The sequence below is a fragment of the Limnohabitans sp. Rim8 genome (assembly GCF_945901735.1).
Taxonomy (GTDB): domain Bacteria; phylum Pseudomonadota; class Gammaproteobacteria; order Burkholderiales; family Burkholderiaceae_C; genus Limnohabitans_A.
The window spans coordinates 88,934-110,443 of record NZ_CAMDLM010000010.1 but is presented as its reverse complement, the minus strand read 5'-3'; the positions used below and the strand labels follow the sequence as shown (position 1 = coordinate 110,443).

26 protein-coding genes are annotated in these 21,510 nt (G+C 59.1%); 23 read left to right on the top strand and 3 right to left on the bottom strand.

From position 1 onward, the window contains the following. From Q0O99_RS07270 to Q0O99_RS07215, 12 genes are all read left to right on the top strand, one after another. A partial coding sequence (locus Q0O99_RS07270) for an ABC transporter permease (RefSeq protein ID WP_293749958.1) occupies window positions 1-318 on the top strand: 318 nt, incomplete at its 5' end. Between the two features lie 6 nt (window positions 319-324). Continuing rightward, window positions 325-567: a BolA family protein gene (locus Q0O99_RS07265; protein WP_293749956.1), complete on the top strand. Its 243-nt coding sequence runs from the start codon at window positions 325-327 to the stop codon at window positions 565-567. A 38-nt stretch (window positions 568-605) separates the two neighbouring features. Then, entirely contained in the window at window positions 606-1,871 is a 1,266-nt protein-coding gene (gene murA, locus Q0O99_RS07260) for a UDP-N-acetylglucosamine 1-carboxyvinyltransferase (protein WP_293749954.1), read from the top strand. After that, the gene (hisG, locus tag Q0O99_RS07255) at window positions 1,868-2,509 is read left to right on the top strand and encodes an ATP phosphoribosyltransferase (RefSeq protein ID WP_293749952.1); all 642 of its coding nucleotides are present in this window, start codon (window positions 1,868-1,870) and stop codon (window positions 2,507-2,509) included. Before murA ends, hisG begins: the two co-directional genes overlap by 4 nt. Window positions 2,510-2,523: 14 nt before the next feature. Then, window positions 2,524-3,918, top strand: coding sequence for a histidinol dehydrogenase (hisD, locus tag Q0O99_RS07250; RefSeq protein ID WP_293749965.1), 1,395 nt, complete (start codon window positions 2,524-2,526; stop codon window positions 3,916-3,918). Beyond that, the gene (hisC, locus tag Q0O99_RS07245) at window positions 3,915-5,000 is read left to right on the top strand and encodes a histidinol-phosphate transaminase (protein WP_293749950.1); all 1,086 of its coding nucleotides are present in this window, start codon (window positions 3,915-3,917) and stop codon (window positions 4,998-5,000) included. The genes hisD and hisC overlap by 4 nt, the downstream gene beginning before the upstream one ends. Then, window positions 4,997-5,587 carry an imidazoleglycerol-phosphate dehydratase HisB gene (gene hisB / locus Q0O99_RS07240; RefSeq protein ID WP_293749948.1) on the top strand — a complete coding sequence of 197 codons (591 nt, stop codon included), beginning with the start codon at window positions 4,997-4,999 and terminating at the stop codon, window positions 5,585-5,587. Before hisC ends, hisB begins: the two co-directional genes overlap by 4 nt. 1 nt (window position 5,588) lies before the next feature. Beyond that, window positions 5,589-6,245: an imidazole glycerol phosphate synthase subunit HisH gene (gene hisH, locus Q0O99_RS07235; RefSeq protein WP_293749946.1), complete on the top strand. Its 657-nt coding sequence runs from the start codon at window positions 5,589-5,591 to the stop codon at window positions 6,243-6,245. A gap of 45 nt (window positions 6,246-6,290) precedes the next feature. Next, the gene (hisA, locus tag Q0O99_RS07230) at window positions 6,291-7,031 is read left to right on the top strand and encodes a 1-(5-phosphoribosyl)-5-[(5-phosphoribosylamino)methylideneamino]imidazole-4-carboxamide isomerase (RefSeq protein ID WP_019429780.1); all 741 of its coding nucleotides are present in this window, start codon (window positions 6,291-6,293) and stop codon (window positions 7,029-7,031) included. Window positions 7,032-7,036: 5 nt separating this feature from the next. Beyond that, window positions 7,037-7,894, top strand: coding sequence for a D-hexose-6-phosphate mutarotase (locus Q0O99_RS07225; RefSeq protein WP_293749943.1), 858 nt, complete (start codon window positions 7,037-7,039; stop codon window positions 7,892-7,894). 17 nt (window positions 7,895-7,911) lie between these two features. After that, window positions 7,912-8,712 carry an imidazole glycerol phosphate synthase subunit HisF gene (gene hisF, locus Q0O99_RS07220; protein ID WP_293749941.1) on the top strand — a complete coding sequence of 267 codons (801 nt, stop codon included), beginning with the start codon at window positions 7,912-7,914 and terminating at the stop codon, window positions 8,710-8,712. Window positions 8,713-9,516: 804 nt separating this feature from the next. Continuing rightward, window positions 9,517-10,296 carry a class I SAM-dependent methyltransferase gene (locus Q0O99_RS07215; RefSeq protein ID WP_293749939.1) on the top strand — a complete coding sequence of 260 codons (780 nt, stop codon included), beginning with the start codon at window positions 9,517-9,519 and terminating at the stop codon, window positions 10,294-10,296. Between the two features lie 41 nt (window positions 10,297-10,337). Here Q0O99_RS07215 and Q0O99_RS07210 read toward each other — a convergent pair whose 3' ends face one another. Then, window positions 10,338-12,179, bottom strand: a complete 1,842-nt coding sequence (locus Q0O99_RS07210; RefSeq protein ID WP_293749937.1) for a PhoX family phosphatase — start codon at window positions 12,177-12,179, stop codon at window positions 10,338-10,340. Window positions 12,180-12,435: 256 nt separating this feature from the next. Here Q0O99_RS07210 and hisI point away from each other — a divergent pair, with 256 nt between their 5' ends. The 7 genes from hisI (at window position 12,436) to tatC (ending at window position 15,663) form a co-directional block, all read left to right on the top strand. Then, a complete protein-coding gene (hisI, locus tag Q0O99_RS07205) occupies window positions 12,436-12,825 on the top strand; it encodes a phosphoribosyl-AMP cyclohydrolase (protein WP_293749935.1) in 390 nt (129 codons plus the stop codon). A 14-nt stretch (window positions 12,826-12,839) separates the two neighbouring features. Further along, a complete protein-coding gene (locus tag Q0O99_RS07200) occupies window positions 12,840-13,208 on the top strand; it encodes a phosphoribosyl-ATP diphosphatase (protein ID WP_293749933.1) in 369 nt (122 codons plus the stop codon). A 45-nt stretch (window positions 13,209-13,253) separates the two neighbouring features. Further along, window positions 13,254-13,616, top strand: coding sequence for a hypothetical protein (locus tag Q0O99_RS07195; protein ID WP_293749931.1), 363 nt, complete (start codon window positions 13,254-13,256; stop codon window positions 13,614-13,616). Between the two features lie 21 nt (window positions 13,617-13,637). Then, window positions 13,638-13,994 carry a histidine triad nucleotide-binding protein gene (locus Q0O99_RS07190; RefSeq protein WP_293749929.1) on the top strand — a complete coding sequence of 119 codons (357 nt, stop codon included), beginning with the start codon at window positions 13,638-13,640 and terminating at the stop codon, window positions 13,992-13,994. 95 nt (window positions 13,995-14,089) lie between these two features. Beyond that, window positions 14,090-14,338 (top strand): Sec-independent protein translocase subunit TatA, encoded by a 249-nt coding sequence (gene tatA, locus Q0O99_RS07185; RefSeq protein ID WP_293749927.1) that lies wholly within the window; start codon window positions 14,090-14,092, stop codon window positions 14,336-14,338. A gap of 26 nt (window positions 14,339-14,364) precedes the next feature. Next, complete coding sequence (gene tatB / locus Q0O99_RS07180) at window positions 14,365-14,832, top strand: Sec-independent protein translocase protein TatB (protein WP_293749925.1); 468 nt, start codon at window positions 14,365-14,367, stop codon at window positions 14,830-14,832. A 42-nt stretch (window positions 14,833-14,874) separates the two neighbouring features. Further along, window positions 14,875-15,663, top strand: coding sequence for a twin-arginine translocase subunit TatC (tatC, locus tag Q0O99_RS07175; protein ID WP_108353509.1), 789 nt, complete (start codon window positions 14,875-14,877; stop codon window positions 15,661-15,663). Window positions 15,664-15,738: 75 nt separating this feature from the next. On the opposite strand, the gene Q0O99_RS07170 is transcribed toward tatC, so the two are convergent. Next, a complete protein-coding gene (locus tag Q0O99_RS07170; protein WP_293749923.1) occupies window positions 15,739-16,899 on the bottom strand; it encodes a trypsin-like peptidase domain-containing protein in 1,161 nt (386 codons plus the stop codon). A 131-nt stretch (window positions 16,900-17,030) separates the two neighbouring features. Here Q0O99_RS07170 and Q0O99_RS07165 point away from each other — a divergent pair, with 131 nt between their 5' ends. After that, window positions 17,031-17,783, top strand: a complete 753-nt coding sequence (locus tag Q0O99_RS07165) for a Nif3-like dinuclear metal center hexameric protein (RefSeq protein ID WP_293749921.1) — start codon at window positions 17,031-17,033, stop codon at window positions 17,781-17,783. 17 nt (window positions 17,784-17,800) lie between these two features. Beyond that, entirely contained in the window at window positions 17,801-18,871 is a 1,071-nt protein-coding gene (gene pdxA, locus Q0O99_RS07160; protein WP_293749920.1) for a 4-hydroxythreonine-4-phosphate dehydrogenase PdxA, read from the top strand. 11 nt (window positions 18,872-18,882) lie between these two features. On the opposite strand, the gene mscL is transcribed toward pdxA, so the two are convergent. Beyond that, window positions 18,883-19,314: a large conductance mechanosensitive channel protein MscL gene (mscL, locus tag Q0O99_RS07155; RefSeq protein WP_293749919.1), complete on the bottom strand. Its 432-nt coding sequence runs from the start codon at window positions 19,312-19,314 to the stop codon at window positions 18,883-18,885. A gap of 138 nt (window positions 19,315-19,452) precedes the next feature. On the opposite strand from mscL, the gene petA reads away from it, so the two are divergent. Beyond that, the gene (petA, locus tag Q0O99_RS07150; protein WP_293749918.1) at window positions 19,453-20,049 is read left to right on the top strand and encodes a ubiquinol-cytochrome c reductase iron-sulfur subunit; all 597 of its coding nucleotides are present in this window, start codon (window positions 19,453-19,455) and stop codon (window positions 20,047-20,049) included. An 11-nt stretch (window positions 20,050-20,060) separates the two neighbouring features. Next, window positions 20,061-21,494, top strand: a complete 1,434-nt coding sequence (locus Q0O99_RS07145) for a cytochrome bc complex cytochrome b subunit (protein ID WP_293749917.1) — start codon at window positions 20,061-20,063, stop codon at window positions 21,492-21,494. The last annotated feature ends 16 nt before the right edge of the window (window positions 21,495-21,510 follow it).

Genomic DNA, 21,510 nt, shown 5'->3' with positions numbered 1-21,510 from the left:
ATGATGGGCGCATTGGGCGTGATCGCTGGGCTGTGGGCTGAAAAGTTCGACCAGATGGCCGCTTTCCAGAACTTCATCATCATGCCCATGACGTTTTTGTCGGGGGTTTTTTATTCCATTCACTCCCTGCCGCCGTTTTGGCAAAAGCTCAGCCACCTGAACCCGTTTTTCTACATGATCGATGGCTTTCGCTACGGCTTCTTCGGCCAAAGCGATGTGTCCCCCTGGCTCAGTCTGGCGGTGGTGGGTACGGCCCTGGCTGCCATCAGTGCCTTGACCCTTCACCTTTTGCGCATCGGCTACAAAATCCGAAGCTGACCCCCCATGAACGCTGATCAACTTCAAGCCATCATTGCCGCAGGTCTTGACTGCACCCACTTGACTGTGGAGGGCGACGGCCGCCACTGGAGCGCCGTGGTGGTGTCCGAAGCCTTTGCCGGCATGCGTCCCATTGCGCGGCACCAGCGGGTGTACGCCACGCTGGGACAGAAAATGCACACCGACGAGGTGCACGCCTTGTCGATGAAAACATTCACGCCCGCCGAATGGGCTGCGCAAACCAAATGAAACGAAGGCCTTCGGGCCGCAACGCACCGACCTGACCCATGGACAAACTGATCATTCGCGGCGGCAAGCGCCTGCAAGGCACGCTCGATGTGGCGGGAGCCAAAAATGCCGCTCTGCCCGAGTTGTGCGCCGCTTTGCTGTGCGCCGAACCCGTCACACTGACCAATGTGCCGCGCCTGCAAGACGTCTCGACCATGCTCAAGCTGATCCGCAACATGGGCGTGTCGGCCGAGCATCACGACGACGGCCGCGTCAAGCTGGACGCCGGAGCTTTGAACAACCCTGAAGCGCCATACGAGTTGGTGAAAACCATGCGCGCCTCGGTGCTGGCATTGGGCCCCTTGTTGGCCCGCTTTGGCCACGCCAAGGTGTCTCTGCCTGGCGGCTGCGCCATCGGTTCGCGCCCAGTGGACCAGCACATCAAAGGCCTTCAGGCCATGGGTGCCCTCATCACGGTTGAACACGGTTACATGCTGGCCAGCTTGCCTGCTGGCCGCACGCGTCTGAAGGGCGCGCGCATCACGACCGACATGGTCACGGTGACGGGCACTGAGAATTTCATGATGGCCGCGGCCCTGGCTGAAGGCGAGACGGTGCTGGAAAACGCTGCGCAAGAGCCAGAAATTCCTGATTTGGCCGAGATGCTGATCAAGATGGGTGCCCAGATCGAAGGCCACGGCACACGCCGGATCCGCATTCAGGGTGTGCAGCGTTTGCACGGGGCTCAGCACCAAGTGGTGGCCGACCGCATCGAGACGGGCACTTTTCTTTGCGCGGTTGCGGCCACGGGCGGTGACGTGGTGCTGCGCCACGGCCGTGCCGACCACTTGGAAGTGATCATCGAAAAACTGCGCGAGGCTGGTGCCACCATCGAAGCCGGTGAGGGCTTTATCCGTGTCAAATCTGAAGGCCGCTTGAAAGCCCAGAGCTTTCGCACCACCGAATACCCGGGCTTTCCGACCGACATGCAGGCTCAGTTCATGGCGCTCAACTGCATCTCGCAAGGCGCGAGTAAGGTGACCGAAACGATTTTTGAAAATCGTTTCATGCACGTCAACGAGTTGGTGCGCCTGGGTGCGCACATCCAGATCGATGGCAAAGTCGCGGTGATTGAGGGCGTGCCCAAGTTGTCGGGCGCGACCGTGATGGCCACCGACTTGCGTGCTTCGGCCAGCTTGGTGATCGCCGGCTTGGTGGCTGAGGGTGAAACCACCGTCGAGCGCATCTACCATCTGGACCGCGGTTATGACCGCATGGAAACCAAATTGCGCGCCTTGGGCGCTGACATCGAAAGGGTGAAATGATCACGCTGGCCTTGTCCAAAGGACGCATCTTTGATGAAACCCTGCCGCTGCTCAAAGCCGCTGGCATCGAGGTGCTGGAAGACCCCGAAAAATCCCGCAAGCTGATCTTGCCCACCAACCAGCCCAACGTGCGCGTGGTGCTGGTGCGCGCCAGCGACGTGCCCACCTATGTGGAATACGGCGGTGCCGATTTGGGTGTGACGGGTTTGGACACCTTGATCGAGCACGGCGGCCAAGGCCTGTACCAGCCGCTGGACCTGAACATCGCCAAATGCCGCATGAGTGTGGCTGTGCGCGCCGATGATGACTATGCCGCGCTGGTGCGCACCGGGGCACGCCTGAAGGTGGCCACCAAATACACAGCCATAGCTCGCGACTTTTTTGCCACCAAGGGCGTGCACGTGGACCTGATCAAGCTTTACGGCAGCATGGAGCTGGCGCCGCTCACCGGCTTGGCCGACGCCATTGTCGACTTGGTGTCCACTGGCAACACGCTCAAGGCCAACCACCTGGTCGAGGTCGAACGCATCATGGACATCAGCGCACGCTTGGTGGTCAACCAGGCTGCGCTCAAACTCAAGCAAGCGCCGATCCGCGCCATCATCGACGCCTTTGCGGGTGCGGTGAAGAAAGACTGAACGCCATGGACACGTTGGGCTTGCAGGCCAAACCCTTGCAATTGAACACGCTTGACGCCGGTTTTGAAGCGGCCTTTGCCGCCCGACTGCATTGGTCTGCCGACACCGACGCCGCCATCGAGCAGCGCGTGGTCGACATCCTGGCCGATGTGCAGCAGCGTGGCGACGCGGCGGTACTGGAGTACACCCAACGCTTTGACGGCCTGCAAGCGGCTGACGTGCGCGCCTTGGAGATCACCCAGGCTGAACTCAAAGCGGCACTCGACGGTCTGCCCGCCGCACAACGCGAAGCCCTGCAAGCTGCCGCCACCCGTGTGCGCAGATACCATGAAGCGCAAAAGAAAGCGTCGGGTGAAAGCTGGTCATACCGCGACGAAGATGGCACCTTGCTGGGCCAAAAAGTCACACCACTCGACCGCGTGGGCATTTATGTGCCCGGTGGCAAGGCCGCTTACCCATCTTCTGTTTTGATGAACGCGATTCCCGCCCATGTGGCGGGCGTGCAAGACATCATCATGGTCGTGCCCACGCCCGTGCGCGGCAGCGTGGCCACTGGGGGCTCTGGAGAAGCGGCCGCTTCCAGCCGGGGTGAACGCAATGAACTCGTGTTGGCTGCCGCTTATGTGGCGGGTGTCACGCGGGCCTTCACGGTGGGCGGTGCGCAAGCGGTGGGGGCTTTGGCCTACGGCACCGCCACCATTCCCAAAGTGGACAAAATCACCGGCCCCGGCAACGCCTATGTGGCCAGCGCCAAAAAGCGCGTGTTCGGCACCGTGGGCATCGACATGATCGCGGGCCCCAGCGAAATTTTGGTCTTGGCCGACGGCACCACACCCGCCGAATGGGTGGCGATGGATTTGTTCAGCCAGGCCGAGCACGACGAATTGGCGCAAAGCATTTTGCTGTGCCCCGATGCCGGTTACATCGTCCAAGTGCAGGCCGCCATCGACCGCTTGCTGCCCGAGATGCCACGCCGCAAAATCATAGCCAAATCGCTCAACGACCGGGGTGCCTTGATCCTGACGCGCAACATGGCAGAAGCTTGCGCCATCAGCAACCGCATCGCGCCCGAGCACCTGGAGGTGTCAAGCAGTGAGCCGCATCGCTGGGAGCCACTGCTGCGCCACGCGGGGGCCATCTTTTTGGGCGCGTTCACCAGCGAATCGCTGGGCGACTATTGCGCAGGCCCCAACCACGTCTTGCCCACCAGCGGCACGGCACGTTTTTCGTCGCCTTTGGGCGTATACGACTTCCAAAAACGCAGCAGCCTGATCGAGGTGAGCGAAGCCGGTGCCCAGCCGCTGGGCCGCATTGCTGCCGAGTTGGCCTATGGCGAAGGCCTGCAAGCCCACGCCCGGGCCGCCGAACTCCGTTTGAACCCTGTGCCCCCGATGCGAGACCCGAAATGAGCAACATCAGCCCCCTATTGATGCAACGCATTCGCCAAGACGTGCAATCCATGCACGCCTACGCCATCCAGGAATCGGCGGGCATGGTCAAGCTCGACGCGATGGAGAACCCGCACAGGTTGCCTGCTGATTTGCAAAAGGCTTTGGGCGAGCGACTGGGCGCGTTGGCGCTGAACCGCTACCCCGGCGAGCGTGTGAACGATCTGCGCCATGCGCTGGCCAGCTATGCGGGCATGCCCGAAGGCTTCGACATCATGCTGGGCAACGGCTCAGACGAGTTGATCTCTTTGCTGGCCATGGCCTGCGACGTGCCCGGGGCCAGCATCCTGTCCCCGTTGCCTGGCTTTGTGATGTATGCCATGAGCGCCCAGCTGCAAGGCCTGGCCTTCCACGGTGTGCCGCTCACGGCCGATTTTGAGCTCGACGAAGCCGCCATGCTGGCCGCCATTGACCAGCACAAGCCGTCCATCGTGTACCTGGCGTATCCCAACAACCCCACGGGCAACTTGTGGAGCGACGACACGATCGAGAAGATCGTGCTGGCCCAAGGTGCGCAAGGCGGCTTGGTGGTCATGGACGAGGCCTACCAGCCCTTTGCCAGCCGCAGCTACGCAGGCCGCATCACACGCCACTCGCATGTCTTGCTCATGCGCACGCTCAGCAAGTTTGGCCTGGCCGGTGTGCGTCTGGGCTACATGGTGGGCCCCAAGGCGTTGGTCGCCGAGATCGACAAAGTGCGCCCGCCCTACAACATCAGCGTGCTCAACACCGAGTGCGCCCTGTTCGCGCTGGAGCATGCCGAGGTGTTTGCCGCGCAGGCCCAAGACCTGCGCCAAGAGCGCACCCGCTTGCTGCAAGCGCTGACGGCCTTGCCCGGTGTGCAGCCTTTCCCCAGTGAGGCCAACATGATCCTGGCCCGCGTGCCCGATGCGGCCAAAACCTTTGACGGCCTCAAGGTCCAAGGTGTGCTGATCAAGAACATTTCTAAAATGCACCCGTTGCTGGCCAACTGCCTGCGCCTGACGGTGGGCACCGCCGAAGAAAACGACCAACTCCTTGCCGCACTGAAAGCCTCCCTATGAACCGCACCGCTGCAGTCACCCGCAAGACGGCCGAGACGAACATCCGCGCCGCCATCAACCTGGACGGCACAGGCCAAGCCAAGCTGGCCAGCGGCATTGGTTTTCTGGACCACATGCTGGACCAGATCGCGCGCCACGGCTTGATTGACCTCGACATCGCTTGCGAAGGCGACCTGCACATCGACGGCCACCACACGGTCGAAGACATTGGTATCACCTTGGGCCAGGCCTTTGCGCAAGCCATGGGCGATAAAAAAGGCATCCGCCGTTATGGCCACGCCTATGTGCCGCTGGACGAAGCATTGAGCCGCGTGGTGGTGGATTTTTCGGGTCGCCCTGGTCTGCACATGGACGTGAACTTCACCTCCGGCTCGTTGGGTTCACTCGACACGCAGTTGGTGTACGAATTCTTCCAAGGCTTTGTGAACCACGCGCTGTGCACGCTGCACATCGACAACCTCAAGGGCGTGAACGCGCACCACCAGTGTGAAACCATCTTCAAGGCCTTTGCCCGCGCTGTGCGTGCCGCGCTCGAACTCGACCCCCGCTCGGTCGGTGTGATCCCTTCCACCAAAGGCAGCCTCTGACATGAGCGTGAACCGCGTTGCCGTGGTCGACTACGGCATGGGCAACCTGCGCAGTGTGGCGCAGGCGGTGATGCATGCGGCCTCCAGCGTGGACCATGCCGAGGTCACCGTGACCTCTGACCCGCAAGTCGTGCGCAACGCGCACCGCGTGGTCTTGCCAGGGCAGGGCGCCATGCCCGACTGCATGCGCGAGCTGCGCGAGTCGGGCCTGCTGGACGCTGTGCTTGAAGCTGCTGCCAGCAAACCCCTGTTTGGCGTGTGCGTGGGCATGCAGATGCTGCTGGACCACAGCGACGAAGGCAACACGCCGGGCCTCGGCTTGATCCCTGGCCGCGTCGTTAAGTTCGATCTGGCGGGGCAAATCCAGCCCGATGGCACCCGCTACAAAGTGCCGCAAATGGGTTGGAACCAAGTCTGGCAAGCCTCACCTGCCCACCCGCTGTGGCAGGGCCTTGACGACGGCAGCTGGTATTATTTTGTGCACAGCTTCTACACCCAGGTTGCCAACCCGGCGCACGCTGCGGCCGAAACCGATTACGGTGGCCGTTTTGCGTGTGCCATTGCCCGTGACAATATTTTTGCCACCCAGTTTCACCCCGAAAAAAGCGCGGCCCAAGGCCTGGCCTTGTTCCGCAATTTCCTCCACTGGCAGCCTTGAGTGGTTTTCAGGGCCGTTTTTTCCTTCACCTGCATTTAACTCGCCATGATTCTGATCCCCGCCATTGACCTCAAAGACGGCCACTGCGTTCGCCTCAAACAGGGCGATATGGACCAAGCCACCACCTTTGGGGAAGACCCCGCAGCCATGGCCCGCACCTGGCTCGAAAAAGGCGCACGCCGCTTGCACTTGGTGGATCTGAACGGCGCCTTCGCCGGCAAGCCGCAAAACTTCGGTGCCATCAAGTCCATCCTCAAGGCGGTGGGCGACGACATCCCGGTGCAGCTGGGCGGCGGTATCCGCGATCTGGACACGATTGAAAAATACATCGACAGCGGCTTGCGTTACGTCATCATCGGCACCGCCGCCGTCAAGAACCCCGGCTTTTTGAAAGACGCCTGCACCGCCTTTGGCGGCCACATCATCGTGGGCCTGGACGCCAAAGACGGCAAAGTGGCCACCGACGGCTGGAGCAAGCTGACCGGCCACGAAGTGGTCGATCTGGCCAAGAAGTTCGAAGACTGGGGCGTCGAGTCCATCATCTACACCGACATCGGCCGCGACGGCATGCTGAGCGGCATCAACATCGACGCCACCGTCAAGCTGGCCCAAGCCCTCACCATCCCCGTGATCGCCTCGGGCGGCCTGTCCAACATGGCCGACATCGAGCAGCTGTGCGCGGTGGAGGGCGAAGGCGTGGAAGGCGTGATCTGTGGCCGTGCGGTTTATTCTGGCGACCTCGACTTCGCGCTGGCGCAGCAACGCGCCGACGAACTCAACGGTTGAACCCCATGACTGCGCAGGCCACGGGCCGCGAGACCACCTTCGCGGGCCTGCCCGCCGTCGAGCTGGCCTTGCCCCAGGGCGACACGCTGCGGGTCACGCTGCACGGCGCGCAGGTGCTGTCTTGGGTGTCGGGCGGCCAAGAGCGCCTGTACCTCAGCCCCAAAAGCACCATGGACGGCCAGGCTGCTATTCGCGGCGGTGTGCCAGTGTGCTTTCCGCAGTTCAACCAACGCGGCCCCATGGCCGAGCGCCTGCCCAAACACGGCTTTGCCCGCAACCTGCCTTGGCAGGCCGCTGCACCCGAGCTGTCGGCCGACTGCGTCCAGCTTTGCCTGCATCTGCAAGACAACGCGCACAGCCGCGAATGGTGGCCACAGGCTTTTGCATTGCAACTGCACATCACCCTGCGCCCCGGCGCGCTGCGCATCAGTCTGAACGTACACAACGCCGACACCCAGCCGCTGGCTTTCTCGGGTGCTTTGCACACCTATTTGGCCGTGCCCGATGTGACGCAGGCCACGCTGCAGGGCTTGGGCGGCCAAGCCGAATGGGATGCTGTGGCCAACACCCACGCCAGCGCCGCTGAAACGCTGCAGTTTGCGGCCGAGTTTGACCGCGTGTATGCGGCCAGCAAGCAAGCGCTGCGCCTGAACGAACACCTTTACATCCAACAAAGCGACAGCTGGGCCAACACCGTTGTCTGGAACCCCGCACAAGCCCTGTGCCAACGCTTGGCCGACATGCCCGAAGACGGCTGGCGACACATGATCTGCGTCGAAGCTGCCCAGGTCTATGAGCCCATCACCTTGCCTGCGGGCGAGCGATGGGAAGGCTGGCAGCAGCTGACCGTGCCAACCCCTTGAATTGAAAAGAGCCCCCCATGCTGGCCAAACGCATCATTCCCTGCCTTGACGTGACCGGCGGCCGCGTCGTCAAAGGCGTCAACTTTGTCGAGCTGCGCGATGCCGGCGACCCGGTCGAAATTGCTGCGCGCTACAACGAGCAAGGCGCCGACGAATTGACCTTCTTGGACATCACCGCCACCAGCGATGGCCGCGACGTGATCCTGCACATCATCGAAGCCGTGGCCAGCCAAGTCTTTATTCCGCTCACCGTGGGTGGTGGCGTGCGCACCGTCGAAGACGTGCGCCGCTTGCTCAACGCTGGGGCCGACAAAACCAGCTTCAACTCGGCGGCCATTGCCAACCCGCAAGTCATCCGCGACGCCTCGGCCAAATACGGCGCGCAGTGCATCGTGGTGGCCATCGACGCCAAGAGACGCACGCTTGACGACGAGCAGCGCATCGGCACTCACGGTTTAGCCCTAGGCCCCGGCTGGGACGTGTACAGCCACGGCGGTCGCAAAAACGTGGGTCTGGACGCCGTGGCCTGGGCCCAGCAGATGGCCGAGCACGGCGCAGGCGAAATTTTGCTGACCAGCATGGACCGCGACGGCACCAAAAGCGGCTTTGACTTAGAACTGACCCGTGCCGTCAGCGACGCGGTCAGCGTGCCCGTGATTGCGTCTGGCGGCGTGGGTAATCTGGACCATCTGGCCGACGGCGTGAGCATCGGCGGGGCTGATGCTGTGCTGGCGGCGAGCATCTTTCATTACGGTGAATACACGGTGCAGCAGGCCAAAGAGCGGATGCGCGAACGTGGCATTCAGGTCCGGTTGTGACGTACTGATCAATCGATGACGTTAGAAAATATCGAAACCGCTCCCGCACATGATTGAGCAAACGTGTGGATTTCAAGGATCGTCTTTGCTCGGATGTATCTTGTGAGCTTTGCGGTTCACACTAGTTAGGCTGCACAACCAACATGGCTGCTCTCGTCATCTCTGTTCACTCCAAAAACACACATGCGTTTTCGAAGGACACGCTTGCTTCCATTTCTATTGTGGCAGGCCAAGGGGTGGAAGGGGACGCACATTCCGGGGTAACAGTTCAACACCGGTCACGTGTCGCCAAAGACCCAACCCAACCTTCGCCAAGTTCACCTGATTCATCAGGAATTGCTTGATAAGCTTCAACTTCGAGGGCTACCTGTCCGTTCTGGTCAGATGGGAGAAAACATCACGACAACAGGGCTGCCGCTTCTAAATCTGTCAGCCTGAACGCTGCTGCGCATTGGATCAGACGCAGTACTGAAAATAACGGGTCTTCGCAATCCATGCAGCCAAATTGAAGGGTTCATGCCCGGCTTGTTGGCCGCAGTGCTGGACCGATCGGCCGATGGAGCATTGATTCGCAAAGCAGGTGTAATGGCCGTTGCACTCGAATCAGGCGTCGTGTTTCCAGGGGGCAAAATTGAAATCATTTCGACACCGGAAATACACGTCCCGTTACAGCCAGTCTAGAGTGCAACCTAACCATATGCCCAGCAGGAACCATTGCGGCATGCGACTGAAGGCCCTCTATTTCATTCTGGGCCTTTAGCCCTATGCCGAAACGGTCTGGTTATCCCAAACCTTAGGCTTCAGATGCAAGCACTCTATGACTCCATCGGCACGACGTACACCAAGTCGCGTCAAGCTGACCCTGCAATCGTTCAGGCACTCTCGCAGAGTCTAGGTCTCCTACCTTCACGCGCCTACTTGGACCTTGCATGCGGGACCGGCAATTACACGGTCGCCCTAAGCGGTCTCGGCGGACAGTGGAGCGCGATTGATGTATCGGCCGTCATGCTCACGCAAGCAAGAGATAAGGACAACTCCGTGTCCTGGATTCAATCCAGCGCGGACGCTCTTCCTTTCCCCGACGGGTACTTCGACGGTGCCATCTGCACTCTTGCCATCCACCACTTCTCTGATCTGAGAAGGCCTTTCGCCGAGGTCTACAGAACCCTGCGGGGCGGAAAGTTCGTCCTCTTTACGGGTCTTGCCGAACAAATGCAGCACTACTGGTTGCGCCACTATTTTCCGGAGATGATGGCGCGGTCCATCGCGAACATGCCGACAGAAACGAAGATAACTGAAGCTTTACTGGAGGCGGGCTTCAAGTCAGTGACTGTCGAACCGTTTTTTGTTACCAACGAGCTTCAGGATCTATTTTTTTATTCAGGGAAGCATCGCGCGAGCCTTTACCTGGATCCGACTGTCCGGGCTAACATCAGTTCTTTTGCGCGACTCTCTTGTGAATCTGAAGTTCAGACCGGATTAGCTCAGCTTAGCGCCGACATCAAGAGCGGCGCCTTTCCGAGCATTGCAGCTACATACGCCACAGAGCTTGGCGACTATGCGTATATCCAATGCGCGCGCTGACTCCTAACCCCCTAGCTCAAGCGGAGCGACCAGCGCTATTTTTATGAACCGATGACCTTGCCGTCAGTCCGTTGGATCACTATGGTGGAAGACTTACCCTGGCCGGCCACGGTGCCAGGCCAAGTGGTGGGGTGCTGAATGTTGACGAAAAAGGTCTTAAGGTCTGGTGTGTAAGTCAAACCAGTGATCTCGCAGCCGTCCGGCCCGGTCAGGAAGCGGGTGGATTTTTTCGTGACAGGGTCTACCGAATACATGGCGTTATTGCCGAAAGTGTTGGTCGTGGTCGAGCTGGTTGAAGCGTCGGTTTGCACCCACAAGCGTCCTTTTGGATCAACGTTGATGCCATCTGGGCTGGAGAAGGCATCCCCTTTGATGTTGCCCTGGAGGTTGCTTGCTGTCAGTCGAGGGTCACCACCTTGGATGAAGAGTTCCCAGACAAAGGCGATGGCTTTGGCACTGTTGGCGGTTTCAGTCCAGCGGATGATGTGGCCGTGCGAGTTGCTGACTCGCGGATTTGCGGCATCGATCCTTTTGCGGTTGCCGTTGTTGGTAAAGGTGCAGTAAATGCGGCGGTCCGGACCCACCGTCACCCACTCGGGACGGTCCATCAGGGTGGCACCGGCCACGCGAGCAGCGGCCTTGGTTTCGATCAGCACATCTGACTGCGTGTCAAAGTTGACAGTCGTCGCTGTGGGCGTCACGCCTACATCGAGTTGTGTGACATTACCCAAGTCTTGGGCGCCCGCTACCAGGCCGTTCACGCCTTGCGAAAGCTCAAGCCATTCGCCCGTCCCGTCTGCGTTGAACTTGGCGGCATAGAGCTTTCCGGAGTCCAACAGGTCTTTGTTGGCATCGCGGTTGGTGGGGTTGTACTTGTTGGTGGCCACAAACTTGTACACACAGCCGGGCGTGGAGTCATCCCCCATGTAAATGGCCAGTGTGTTGTCGCTGTCCAGCATGTAAGCTGTGTTTTCGTGGTTGAAGCGGCCCAGAGCCGTGCGCTTGACGGCTGGGAAAACGCCTTGCGGGTCAATTTCTAAAACCCAGCCATAGCCGTTGACAGGTTGTGAGGGGTCAATGTAGTTTTTGGTGGTTTCTTCGCAGGTCAGGTAAGTGCCCCATGGCGTCATGCCGCTGGCGCAGTTGTTGAGCGTGCCGATAGCGGAGTTGCCTGCTGCTGCAGCGGCCGGTCCTCTGAGTTCAAAAGTGGTGTTGCCGCTGAAGCGCTTGTTGAAGCTGGAATTCTTTTTGACCGTCCATTTTCCACCGCTTTGCACCACCTCAATCACCGACACGCCCACTGTGGACAAAAGGCGCTTGCGGGTTTCCGCGTTGGCGTTAGTGATGTAGCTCATCCGGGTCACGCCAAATGCCAAGCCGTCGGGTTCCAAAATGGACAAGTCAGGTGCTTCGTGATTGATGACCAGCAAGCCGCCCACATTGGGATCTACACCGGGCAGGGGGAAAAGAATCATGCCATCGTGGTTACCACCGGACACCTTTTCCATCGCGCCCGAGTCCATGGCAGTACCCGTGAAACCTGTGGCGTCGGCCACGACGGCATCGCCCGCAGAAAACAACACGGAGCTTGTGTAGCCTTGAGGAACCACGACCGTGTTGCCCGTCACCGCTGGAATGCCCTTGAAGCTCAAAGCGTAGAGGTCACCCGCTCCTTCTACTGCCTTGCCGCTTCCGCCCCAGGCGGGAAGCAAGACCGAGCCACTAAGGGCTGCAGCAAATGCTGCACCGACGCCACTACGCAAAATGGTTCTGCGTTGAGCGCCAGCATCTGCCAGCACCTCATGCATCATTTGGCCTGGAATTTCTGCGGTGTTGGTCTGATTGCCTGATACCGCACGGAGTTCATCGGTGATGTATGACATAAATTAAGTCCCTTGAATGAGGTGAATCAGGTGAATCAGGTGAATTTGATGGGTGGTCAAGCGCCGTATGTCAAGTTCACCAACCAATCTAAATGCTTTTTGTAAATGGTTGATGAAAATTATTCGACATTGCGCCAAACTGAAAAGCGTCGGATTTTGAGGAGGCTAGACACTCTGAGAAGATGGCACTCTTATTCATGGCACTGTGGGGTGCCCCTGCAGTCCTGACACCCCAATGTCTTAAGATCACTCCCCTATGAACTGGCTTGATCAAATCAAATGGGACGACAAAGGCCTGGTGCCGGTCATCGCCCAAGAAAAAGACACTGGCGACGTGATGATGTTCGCTTGGATGAACCGTGAGGCGCTGCAAAAGACGGCCGAACTCAAGCGGGCGGTGTATTTCAGCCGTTCGCGCAACAAGCTGTGGTTCAAGGGCGAGGAGTCGGGCCATGTGCAGACAGTGCACGACATCCGCATCGATTGCGACAACGATGTGGTGCTGCTCAAAGTGACGCAGCTGGGGCACGAGCCGGGCATTGCCTGCCACACGGGCCGCCACAGTTGCTTTTTTCAGAGCTTGCAGCCCGACGGCTGGCAGGCTGTGGACCCGGTCCTGAAGGACCCTGAAACCATTTACAAGTGAGTGCCCCAAAGTCTATGACCAACCAGGACATCCTTGACCGCCTCGCTGCCGTGGTCGAAAGCCGCAAACCCGCCAACGGCGGCGACCCCGAAAAAAGCTATGTGGCCCGCTTGCTGCACAAAGGCCCAGACGCCTTTTTGAAGAAGATTGGCGAAGAAGCCACCGAGACCGTGATGGCGGCCAAAGACGTGGACCATGGCGGGGACAAAGCCAAGCTGGTGGGTGAGGTGGCCGACCTGTGGTTCCACAGCATGATCGCGCTGGCACACTATGGCCTGACGCCTGCCGACGTGGTCAACGAGCTGGCCCGCCGCGAGGGCCTGAGCGGCCTGGAAGAAAAAGCCCTGCGCAAAGTGCAAGAGCGCGAGCGCCTGGGTGAGTAAATTGCACGCTTGGGCAAATAACCAGCAGGCTTCGGCGAATAAACCATGAACGACCAACCCATCGACGACAGCACCCACACCATCAGCTGGGTCAGCTACATCTTGCACCTGATCGTGGCGGTGAGCGCCATGATTCCGGGCGCGCAGATGGGCCCGGCCTTGCTGGTGGTGGCGCTGATCATCGATTTGGTCAAAAAGGGCGATGCCCCTGGCTGGGAGGCCACACACTTCAGCTACCGCATCCGCACCGTGATATGGGCGGCTTTGCTGTACCTGGTCACAGCGCCCTTGTGGTTGTTGATGTTTTTCCCAGGCTGGCTGGCCTGGGTGGCCATTTCCATTTGGTTTTTGTACCGCATCGTGCTGGGCATGGTGCGCTTGAACGGGCAGCGACCCGTGGCGGATTGATTTTTTTAAGCTGAGCAGACCATGACCGACGACCATTGTATTTTTTGCAAAATCATCGCAGGCAAGATTCCTTCGCGCAAGGTGCATGAGGACGAGCATGTGTTCGCCTTCCACGACATCAACCCCTGGGCGCCCATCCATTTTCTGATCATTCCCAAACTGCACATCCCTTCGATGGTGCAGCTGACCCCCGAGCACGCTGCCCTGATGGGCCACATGATGACGCTGGCCCCCAAGCTGGCCGCGCAGGAGGGGTGCAACCCTTACCCGGAGGGCGGTTTCCGCACGGTGATCAACAGCGGGACGGAGGGCGGCCAAGAAGTGCACCACCTGCACATGCACATCATGGGCGGTCCGCGGCCATGGTTGCGCGGCTGAAATTTAGAATTGTCATCAAATCCTTGTCTAATCAAGGCAGTTTTTTTGACAGGGCTTCAGCCCTTAGAATCCACCAACTAGTTTAGGAGATTTTCATGGGAACTTTTTCGATTTGGCACTGGCTGATCGTGCTGCTGATCGTGGTCATGGTGTTCGGCACCAAAAAGCTCAGAAACATGGGCTCTGACCTTGGGGGTGCTGTCAAAGGGTTCAAAGACGGCGTGAAGGATGGTGGCGTCAAGCCCGAAGATGGTACGGCGCCAATTGCCGGCCAAGTCACAGCTTCGACCACGGCTCAAACCGAAAAAAACACCATCGACGTTGAAGCCAAGACCAAGTCTTGAACTTTTGAACGACTGAACGCTGCACTGTGCTCGACTTAAGTTTTTCGAAAATGGCCCTCATCGGGGTGGTGGCGTTGATCGTCATCGGGCCCGAAAAGTTGCCCAAAGTGGCTCGCACGCTGGGCGCTTTGCTGGGCAAAGCGCAGCGCTATGTGTCAGACGTCAAGGCTGAGGTCAACCGGTCCATGGACCTCGAAGAGCTCAAAAAGATGAAAGAGACCATGGAGACGGCGGCTCGCGATGTCGAGCAAACTGTCCAAACCACGGCATCTGATTTTGAAAAAGACTGGGCCGAAACAACGGCAGCGCTGAACAGCGATTTACCCGACCTCGAGCCTCCGCCGCCCCATTACAAACGTCCCGAGAAGAACTGGCGTCTCAAGCGGGGTGCGATGCCCCAGTGGTACAAAGCGCGTTCTGGGGTGCGCACCAAAGCCTTGTCGGGTGCCGCCCGCGTGGCCCGTTACCGGCCCAAGCCTCTTAATTCCTTTTGACGTTGGCGCGCTTGCTGCGCGCCCGCTTGACTGACCCATCCCATGTCTGAAACCCCTTCCCAGCCCGACGACGAACTCAAAGGTTCAGAGCAACCTTTTGTGGCGCATTTGATCGAGTTGCGAGACAGGTTGATGTGGGCCGTGGCCGCCGTGGCCGTCGCTGCCGCAGCTTTGGCCATTTACCCGGGGCCAGGCAATTTGTACGACATTTTGGCGGCTCCCCTGGTGGTGCATCTGCCCAAAGGGGCCACCTTGATCGCGACTTCGGTGATTTCGCCTTTCATGGTGCCGCTCAAGATTTTGCTGATGAGTGCCTTCCTCGTTGCTTTGCCGGTGGTCTTGTACCAAGTTTGGGGATTCATTGCGCCAGGCCTTTACAGCCATGAGAAAAAGCTGGTCATGCCTTTGGTGGTCTCCAGCACCTTGCTGTTCTTCATCGGGGTGGCTTTTTGTTATTTCTTTGTGTTCGGCCAGGTTTTCAGCTTCATACAGAGCTTCGCCCCCAAAAGCATCACGGCTGCGCCTGACATTGAAGCCTACCTGAGCTTTGTGCTGTCCATGTTCTTGGCTTTTGGTCTGGCATTTGAAGTGCCGGTGGCCGTGGTGGTGTTGGCCCGCATGGGCGTGGTCACCATTCAAAAGCTCAAGGATTTCCGAGGCTACTTCGTGGTGCTGGCTTTTGTGATCGCCGCTGTGGTCACGCCGCCCGATGTGGTGTCCCAGCTGGCACTGGCCATACCGATGTGCTTGCTCTACGAGCTGGGCATCTGGGCAGCGCAAATCTTCATCAAGCACACCCAGGCCCCAGATGCGGCTGCGGATGGCAGTTGATGTTTTGTTTGGATGAAAACCGAAAAAGGGCCGCCAGGCCCTTTTTTCATGTTCTCCCCAAAGCTTGCATCTCATTTAAGGCGCTTTCTTTTTAGGGGAGGGCCTTTCCGCAGGGGTGAGACGCAAAGACAGTGGGGCTTGTTGGCGCCATATGAGCACCTCGGCAGGCTCGCCTGGCTTCAGGCTGGCGACCTGGTTGAGCAGGTCGGACACGCTGCCCACGGGTTGCTTGGCCACTTGCAGGATCACGTCCCCGGGACGGACGCCCGCTTTGGCTGCCGGGCCGTTTTGCAACACGCCGGTGATGACGACGCCCTGTTGGCTTTGATCAGATTTCACTTTGGGAAGCTGAAAGCTTTCAGCCAGTTCCGGCGACAGGTCTTGTGGCTCCACCCCGATCCAGCCCCGGACGACCTTGCCGTTTTGCAGCAAGTCCTGCATGACTTGTTTGGCTGTCGAGATCGGGATGGCAAAGCCAATGCCCATGCTGCCACCTGAACGGGAGTAGATGGCGGTGTTGATGCCCATCAGGTGGCCATTCACATCGACCAGCGCCCCGCCTGAGTTGCCCGGGTTGATGGCGGCATCGGTCTGGATGAAGTTTTCAAAAGTGTTGATGCCCAATTGGCTGCGGCCCAGGGCGCTGACGATGCCCGAGGTCACGGTCTGGCCCACGCCAAAGGGATTGCCAATGGCCAGCACCACATCGCCCACCTGCAGGTCTTGCAGCTGACCCAAAACGATCACGGGCAGTTTGTCCAGGGAGATTTTCAGCAAGGCCAGATCGGTGTCCGGGTCAGAGCCGATCACTTTGGCCAGCGTCTTGCGGCCATCGCTGAGCACCACTTCAATGTTGTCGGCATCTTCGATGACATGGTTGTTGGTCAGGATATGACCCTCGGCGCTGACGATCACGCCACTGCCCAGGCCACCCGGGTTCTGCTCTTCCTGTTCGCCATAGAAAAACTTGAACCAAGGGTCTTGCCCATGCGGATTTTGGCTTTTGCCTTGGCGGGTGTTGATGCTCACCACCGCTGGGGAGGCTTTTTGCGCTGGCCCGCTCAGACTGCCGACGGGCCGATTGCCGCTGACGGCCGGTGGGGCTTGCAGCAAAGTCATGCCGTCCACCGAGCGCTTGACACCGCGCAGCCATTGAGGCTGGAGCGTGGCCACCACAAACCAGATGGCCAACAAAACGGTCACCCATTGAGAGAATAAAAGCCAATAACGTTTCATGGTTGCAGATTGTCCTTGATTCGGTTGAGTCGCACTTCAAACTGTGCGCATCAACCAGCACAGACGCAAGGACGTGACCCCGTCCGACCTGAGCCACAATGGCGCATCCAAGCCAAGTCAAATCCGTCATCATGACCACTGCCAAAACCCTGGGCCAAGCTTTTGATGCCTTGCTTCAGCCCGAAAAGTTCCGCGATTACGGCCCCAACGGACTGCAAGTTGAAGGAGACCGCGAGGTGCGGCTGCTGGTCAGCGGTGTCACCGCCAGCCGCGCCCTGATCGAAGCGGCCATTGACGCCCAAGCCGACGCCATCGTGGTGCACCACGGCTTGTTCTGGCGCGGTCAAGATGGGCGCATCACGGGTTGGATGCGTGAGCGGCTGCGTTTGCTGCTGGCGCAGGGCATTCACCTGTTCGCCTACCACCTGCCTCTGGACGCTCACCCCGAACTGGGCAACAACGCCCAACTGGCCCGTGTGCTCGGCTTGAAGGCCGATGGCCGATTTGGCGAACAAGACCTGGGTTTTGTAGGGGCGGGCACACAGATTTGGGCGCGGCCTCAGGCCCTGGCCGAGCATGTGGCTGCCGTGCTGGCTCGCCCGGTGACCTGCGTGGGCGATACCGATCGGCCTGTTAGACGCGTCGCCTGGTGCACGGGCGGTGCTCAAAGTTACTTCGAGTCGGCCATTGCCCAAGGCGTAGATGCGTTCATCACCGGTGAAATCTCCGAGCCGCAAGCCCATCTGGCGCGTGAAACCGGCGTGGCCTTTTTGGCCTGCGGACACCATGCCACAGAGCGCTATGGCGCACCTGCCTTGGGCGCGCATGTGGCGCAGGCGCTGGGCATTGCGCACCGTTTCATCGAGATCGACAACCCGGCCTGATGCCGCCCTTTTGCGCCATGAACCTGTCTGACCTGACCCGTCCCATCGCCATCACCCCCGGTGACCCCTGCGGCATTGGCCCCGAAATCATCGCCCGGGCCTGGTTCATTGCGCCTGAACTCACCCAGGGCTGCTTTGTGGCGGGCGATGTGGGCCTGATGCGCCGCGCCATGGCTTTGGTTCAGCCGTCAGTGCGCTACCCGGTTTGTGAAATTGAAACACCAGCGCAAGCCCTTCAAATTCCCCCGAGGTGTCTGCCCGTGCTGCAAGTGGTGCCGGTGGCACCCGAGATGCCTTGGGGCCAAGTCGATGGGCGGGCCGGGCAGTTGGCGGGCGAGGCTGTGTTGTGGGCCACGCGTGCGGCCTTGCGGGACGAGGTGGCCGCGCTGGTCACCGCCCCCTTGCACAAAGAGGCCTTGTACGCTGCAGGGGCACCCTACAACCAATACCCGGGCCACACCGAGTTGCTGCAGGCCGAGGCGGCCCGGCATGCGGGGGTGACGCTCGCGCAAATGCCCGTGCGCATGATGCTGGCCAACGACGAGTTGCGCACGGTGCTGGTGAGCATCCATGTGTCCTTGCGCGAGGCGCTCGACGCCATCACCTTGGACCGGGTTCTGGAGACCTTGCGCATCACCCACACGGCTTTGTCAGCTTTGCTCGGCCGCAGGCCACGCATCGCGGTGGCGGGTGTCAATCCGCACGCGGGCGAGGGCGGCTTGTTTGGACGGGAAGAAATCGAGGTCTTGCAGCCCGCCATGTCGCGGGCCCGCCAAGAGGGTCTGGATGTGCACGGCCCCTGCCCGCCCGATACGGTCTTCATGCGGGCCCGCCAAAAACCGGGTATTCAGCGGGAATTTGATGTGGTGGTGGCCATGTACCACGACCAGGGCTTGATCCCCGTGAAGTACCTGGGGGTGGAGCAGGGGGTGAACGTGACTTTGGGCCTGCCCGTGATCAGGACCAGCCCGGACCACGGCACGGCCATGGACGTGGCCGGGCAAGGATTGGCGGATGCCAGCAGCATGGTCCAGGCCATTCGCATGGCGCGTCAGCTGGTGGCGGGCAAGGCCCATGGCCGGGCCTGAACCCGGAAGTTTCAGGCCTGGTTTTTCAGACTGTCGCGGATTTCACGCAGCAGCAACACGTCTTCAGGCGGGATGGGAGCGGCCTCTGGTGCGGCTGTGGCGGGTTCACTGGCCTTGAGGCGGTTGATCTGGCGCACCATCACAAAAATCAGCAAAGCCAAAATGATGAAGTTCAAGGCGACCGTGACGAAACTGCCATAGGCAAAAACGGCTCCCAGCTTTTTCGCCTCAGCCAATGGCAAGCTGGCCGCTTGACCGGCCAGCGGCAGGTAGTAATTGGCGAAGTCGAGCCCGCCAAACACCAGGCTCACCAACGGCATGATCATGTCGGCCACCAAAGAGTCCACGATCTTGCCAAAGGCCGCACCGATGATCACGCCCACCGCCAGGTCCATGACGTTGCCTTTCAGTGCAAAAGATTTTAATTCCTGAAAAAATGTCATTTTAAATATCCAAAAAAACAAAGTGATGGCTATTGTGCCCCAGTCAGAAGAAAGCTTATCGGGTTGTAAGTCGGTTGTTTGTTTCACTCCGCTACAATTACGGGTTGACCCTGATAACGACTCGCTAAGAGGATTCCCATGAGTGACACCCCAGTCGACAGCAGCAAGCGGACGTGGCTGATTGCCTCCACTTGCGCAGGTGCCGTAGGCGCTGGCTTTGTGGCCACCCCCTTCGTCAGCAGCTTCCAACCCTCCGAGCGGGCCAAAGCGGCCGGTGCGGCCGTAGAGGTGGACATTTCCGCCTTGAACCCGGGCGAAAAGCTCACGGTTGAATGGCGCGGCAAACCCGTGTGGATCATGAAGCGCTCGCCAGAGCAGCTCGAATCCCTGAAAAAAATCGAGGGCCAGTTGGCCGATCCCAGCTCCTTGCGGACCGCCTACCCTACCCCCGAATACGCCAAAAATCAGTACCGATCTATCAAGCCAGAGATCATGGTGGCGGTCGGCATATGCACCCATTTGGGTTGCTCACCATCTGATAAGTTTGCTGCAGGCCCTCAGCCTTCATTGCCTGATGACTGGAATGGCGGCTTCCTGTGCGCCTGCCATGGCTCGACCTTTGACTTAGCCGGCCGCGTGTTCAAGAACAAGCCCGCACCCGACAACCTTGAAGTGCCGCCTCACATGTACCTGTCTGACACCAAGTTGATCATTGGTGAAGACAAGAAGGCTTGATGGAGAACAACATGGCTCAATTCAAAGACATTTCCCCTAACGCCCCCGCTGGCGAAAAGCTGCTCAACTGGGTAGACAACCGCTTCCCTTTGTCCAAGCTGTACAAGGACCACCTGTCCGAGTATTACGCGTCTAAAAATCTGAACATTTGGTACGTATTCGGCGCTTTGTCCCTGCTGGTTTTGGTAATCCAGATCGTGACTGGCATCTTTTTGACGATGCACTACAAGCCAGACGCAGCACTGGCTTTCGCTTCGGTCGAATACATCATGCGCGATGTGTCTTGGGGCTGGTTGATCCGTTACATGCATTCCACCGGTGCTTCGGCTTTCTTTGTGGTGGTGTACCTGCACATGTTCCGGGGTTTGTTGTACGGCTCGTACCGCAAGCCGCGTGAATTGGTCTGGATTTTCGGTTGCGCCATTTTCTTGGTACTGATGGCCGAAGCTTTTATGGGTTACCTGTTGCCTTGGGGCCAAATGTCTTACTGGGGCGCTCAGGTGATCGTGAACTTGTTCTCGGCCATTCCCGTGATTGGCCCTGATTTGGCTTTGCTGATCCGAGGTGACTTTGTGGTGGGCGATGCCACTTTGAACCGATTCTTCAGCTTCCACGTGATTGCCATGCCTTTGGTGCTGTTGGGTCTGGTGGTGGCGCACATCATTGCGCTGCACGAAGTCGGCTCCAACAACCCTGACGGCATCGAAATCAAAGCGTCTGATGCGCCCAAAGACGCCAAAGGTAACCCTTTAGACGGTATCCCTTTTCACCCTTACTACACCGTTCATGACATTTTCTCGGTGAGCGTGTTCTTGATGGCGTTCACGGCGATTGTGTTTTTTGCCCCTGAGATGGGCGGCTATTTTCTTGAATACAACAACTTTATTCCAGCCGATCCATTGACCACGCCTTTGCACATTGCTCCCGTTTGGTACTTTACGCCCTACTATTCGATGTTGCGCGCCATCACCAACGAGATGATGTATGTGTTGGTGGCTTGCGTGGTCATAGGCTCCGTGTTGGCTGTTGCCAAAGGCAAACTGCCCTCATTTCTCAAAGCTGGTGTGGTGGGTGCTGCGGTCTTGATCTGTGCCCTGATGTTGTCCATTGACGCCAAGTTCTGGGGTGTGGTGGTCATGGGCGGTGCTGTGATCATTATGTTTTTCTTGCCATGGCTCGATTACAGCCCTGTCAGGTCGATTCGATATCGACCGGACTGGCACAAGTACATCTACGCTGCCTTTGTCTTTATGTTCATCGTTCTCGGTTACTTGGGTGTTAAGGCACCAGGTGTCTGGGGCATCATCGCTGGACAAGACATCGCAGAACGTGTTTCACAGCTATTCACATTGGGCTATTTCGGTTTCTTTCTCTTGATGCCTTGGTGGAGTAAGCTGGGCACGTTCAAGCAAGTGCCTGACCGCGTGACCTTCACGCCCCACTGAGACCCCGAAGAGTCAA

What these genes read in the sequence shown, in the direction of transcription:
- hisG (WP_293749952.1), top strand. Translation starts at nt 1,868, where the DNA reads ATGATCACGCTGGCCTTGTCCAAAGGACGCATCTTTGATGAAACCCTG.
- hisA (WP_019429780.1), top strand. Translation starts at nt 6,291, where the DNA reads ATGATTCTGATCCCCGCCATTGACCTCAAAGACGGCCACTGCGTTCGC.
- pdxA (WP_293749920.1), top strand. Translation starts at nt 17,801, where the DNA reads ATGAACCTGTCTGACCTGACCCGTCCCATCGCCATCACCCCCGGTGAC.
- tatC (WP_108353509.1), top strand. Translation starts at nt 14,875, where the DNA reads ATGTCTGAAACCCCTTCCCAGCCCGACGACGAACTCAAAGGTTCAGAG.
- tatA (WP_293749927.1), top strand. Translation starts at nt 14,090, where the DNA reads ATGGGAACTTTTTCGATTTGGCACTGGCTGATCGTGCTGCTGATCGTG.
- Q0O99_RS07190 (WP_293749929.1), top strand. Translation starts at nt 13,638, where the DNA reads ATGACCGACGACCATTGTATTTTTTGCAAAATCATCGCAGGCAAGATT.
- Q0O99_RS07215 (WP_293749939.1), top strand. Translation starts at nt 9,517, where the DNA reads ATGCAAGCACTCTATGACTCCATCGGCACGACGTACACCAAGTCGCGT.
- hisF (WP_293749941.1), top strand. Translation starts at nt 7,912, where the DNA reads ATGCTGGCCAAACGCATCATTCCCTGCCTTGACGTGACCGGCGGCCGC.
- Q0O99_RS07165 (WP_293749921.1), top strand. Translation starts at nt 17,031, where the DNA reads ATGACCACTGCCAAAACCCTGGGCCAAGCTTTTGATGCCTTGCTTCAG.
- Q0O99_RS07225 (WP_293749943.1), top strand. Translation starts at nt 7,037, where the DNA reads ATGACTGCGCAGGCCACGGGCCGCGAGACCACCTTCGCGGGCCTGCCC.
- hisB (WP_293749948.1), top strand. Translation starts at nt 4,997, where the DNA reads ATGAACCGCACCGCTGCAGTCACCCGCAAGACGGCCGAGACGAACATC.
- hisC (WP_293749950.1), top strand. Translation starts at nt 3,915, where the DNA reads ATGAGCAACATCAGCCCCCTATTGATGCAACGCATTCGCCAAGACGTG.
- hisI (WP_293749935.1), top strand. Translation starts at nt 12,436, where the DNA reads ATGAACTGGCTTGATCAAATCAAATGGGACGACAAAGGCCTGGTGCCG.
- petA (WP_293749918.1), top strand. Translation starts at nt 19,453, where the DNA reads ATGAGTGACACCCCAGTCGACAGCAGCAAGCGGACGTGGCTGATTGCC.
- murA (WP_293749954.1), top strand. Translation starts at nt 606, where the DNA reads ATGGACAAACTGATCATTCGCGGCGGCAAGCGCCTGCAAGGCACGCTC.
- mscL (WP_293749919.1), bottom strand. Translation starts at nt 19,314, where the DNA reads ATGACATTTTTTCAGGAATTAAAATCTTTTGCACTGAAAGGCAACGTC.
- Q0O99_RS07195 (WP_293749931.1), top strand. Translation starts at nt 13,254, where the DNA reads ATGAACGACCAACCCATCGACGACAGCACCCACACCATCAGCTGGGTC.
- Q0O99_RS07170 (WP_293749923.1), bottom strand. Translation starts at nt 16,899, where the DNA reads ATGAAACGTTATTGGCTTTTATTCTCTCAATGGGTGACCGTTTTGTTG.
- hisH (WP_293749946.1), top strand. Translation starts at nt 5,589, where the DNA reads ATGAGCGTGAACCGCGTTGCCGTGGTCGACTACGGCATGGGCAACCTG.
- Q0O99_RS07145 (WP_293749917.1), top strand. Translation starts at nt 20,061, where the DNA reads ATGGCTCAATTCAAAGACATTTCCCCTAACGCCCCCGCTGGCGAAAAG.
- Q0O99_RS07210 (WP_293749937.1), bottom strand. Translation starts at nt 12,179, where the DNA reads ATGTCATACATCACCGATGAACTCCGTGCGGTATCAGGCAATCAGACC.
- Q0O99_RS07265 (WP_293749956.1), top strand. Translation starts at nt 325, where the DNA reads ATGAACGCTGATCAACTTCAAGCCATCATTGCCGCAGGTCTTGACTGC.
- Q0O99_RS07200 (WP_293749933.1), top strand. Translation starts at nt 12,840, where the DNA reads ATGACCAACCAGGACATCCTTGACCGCCTCGCTGCCGTGGTCGAAAGC.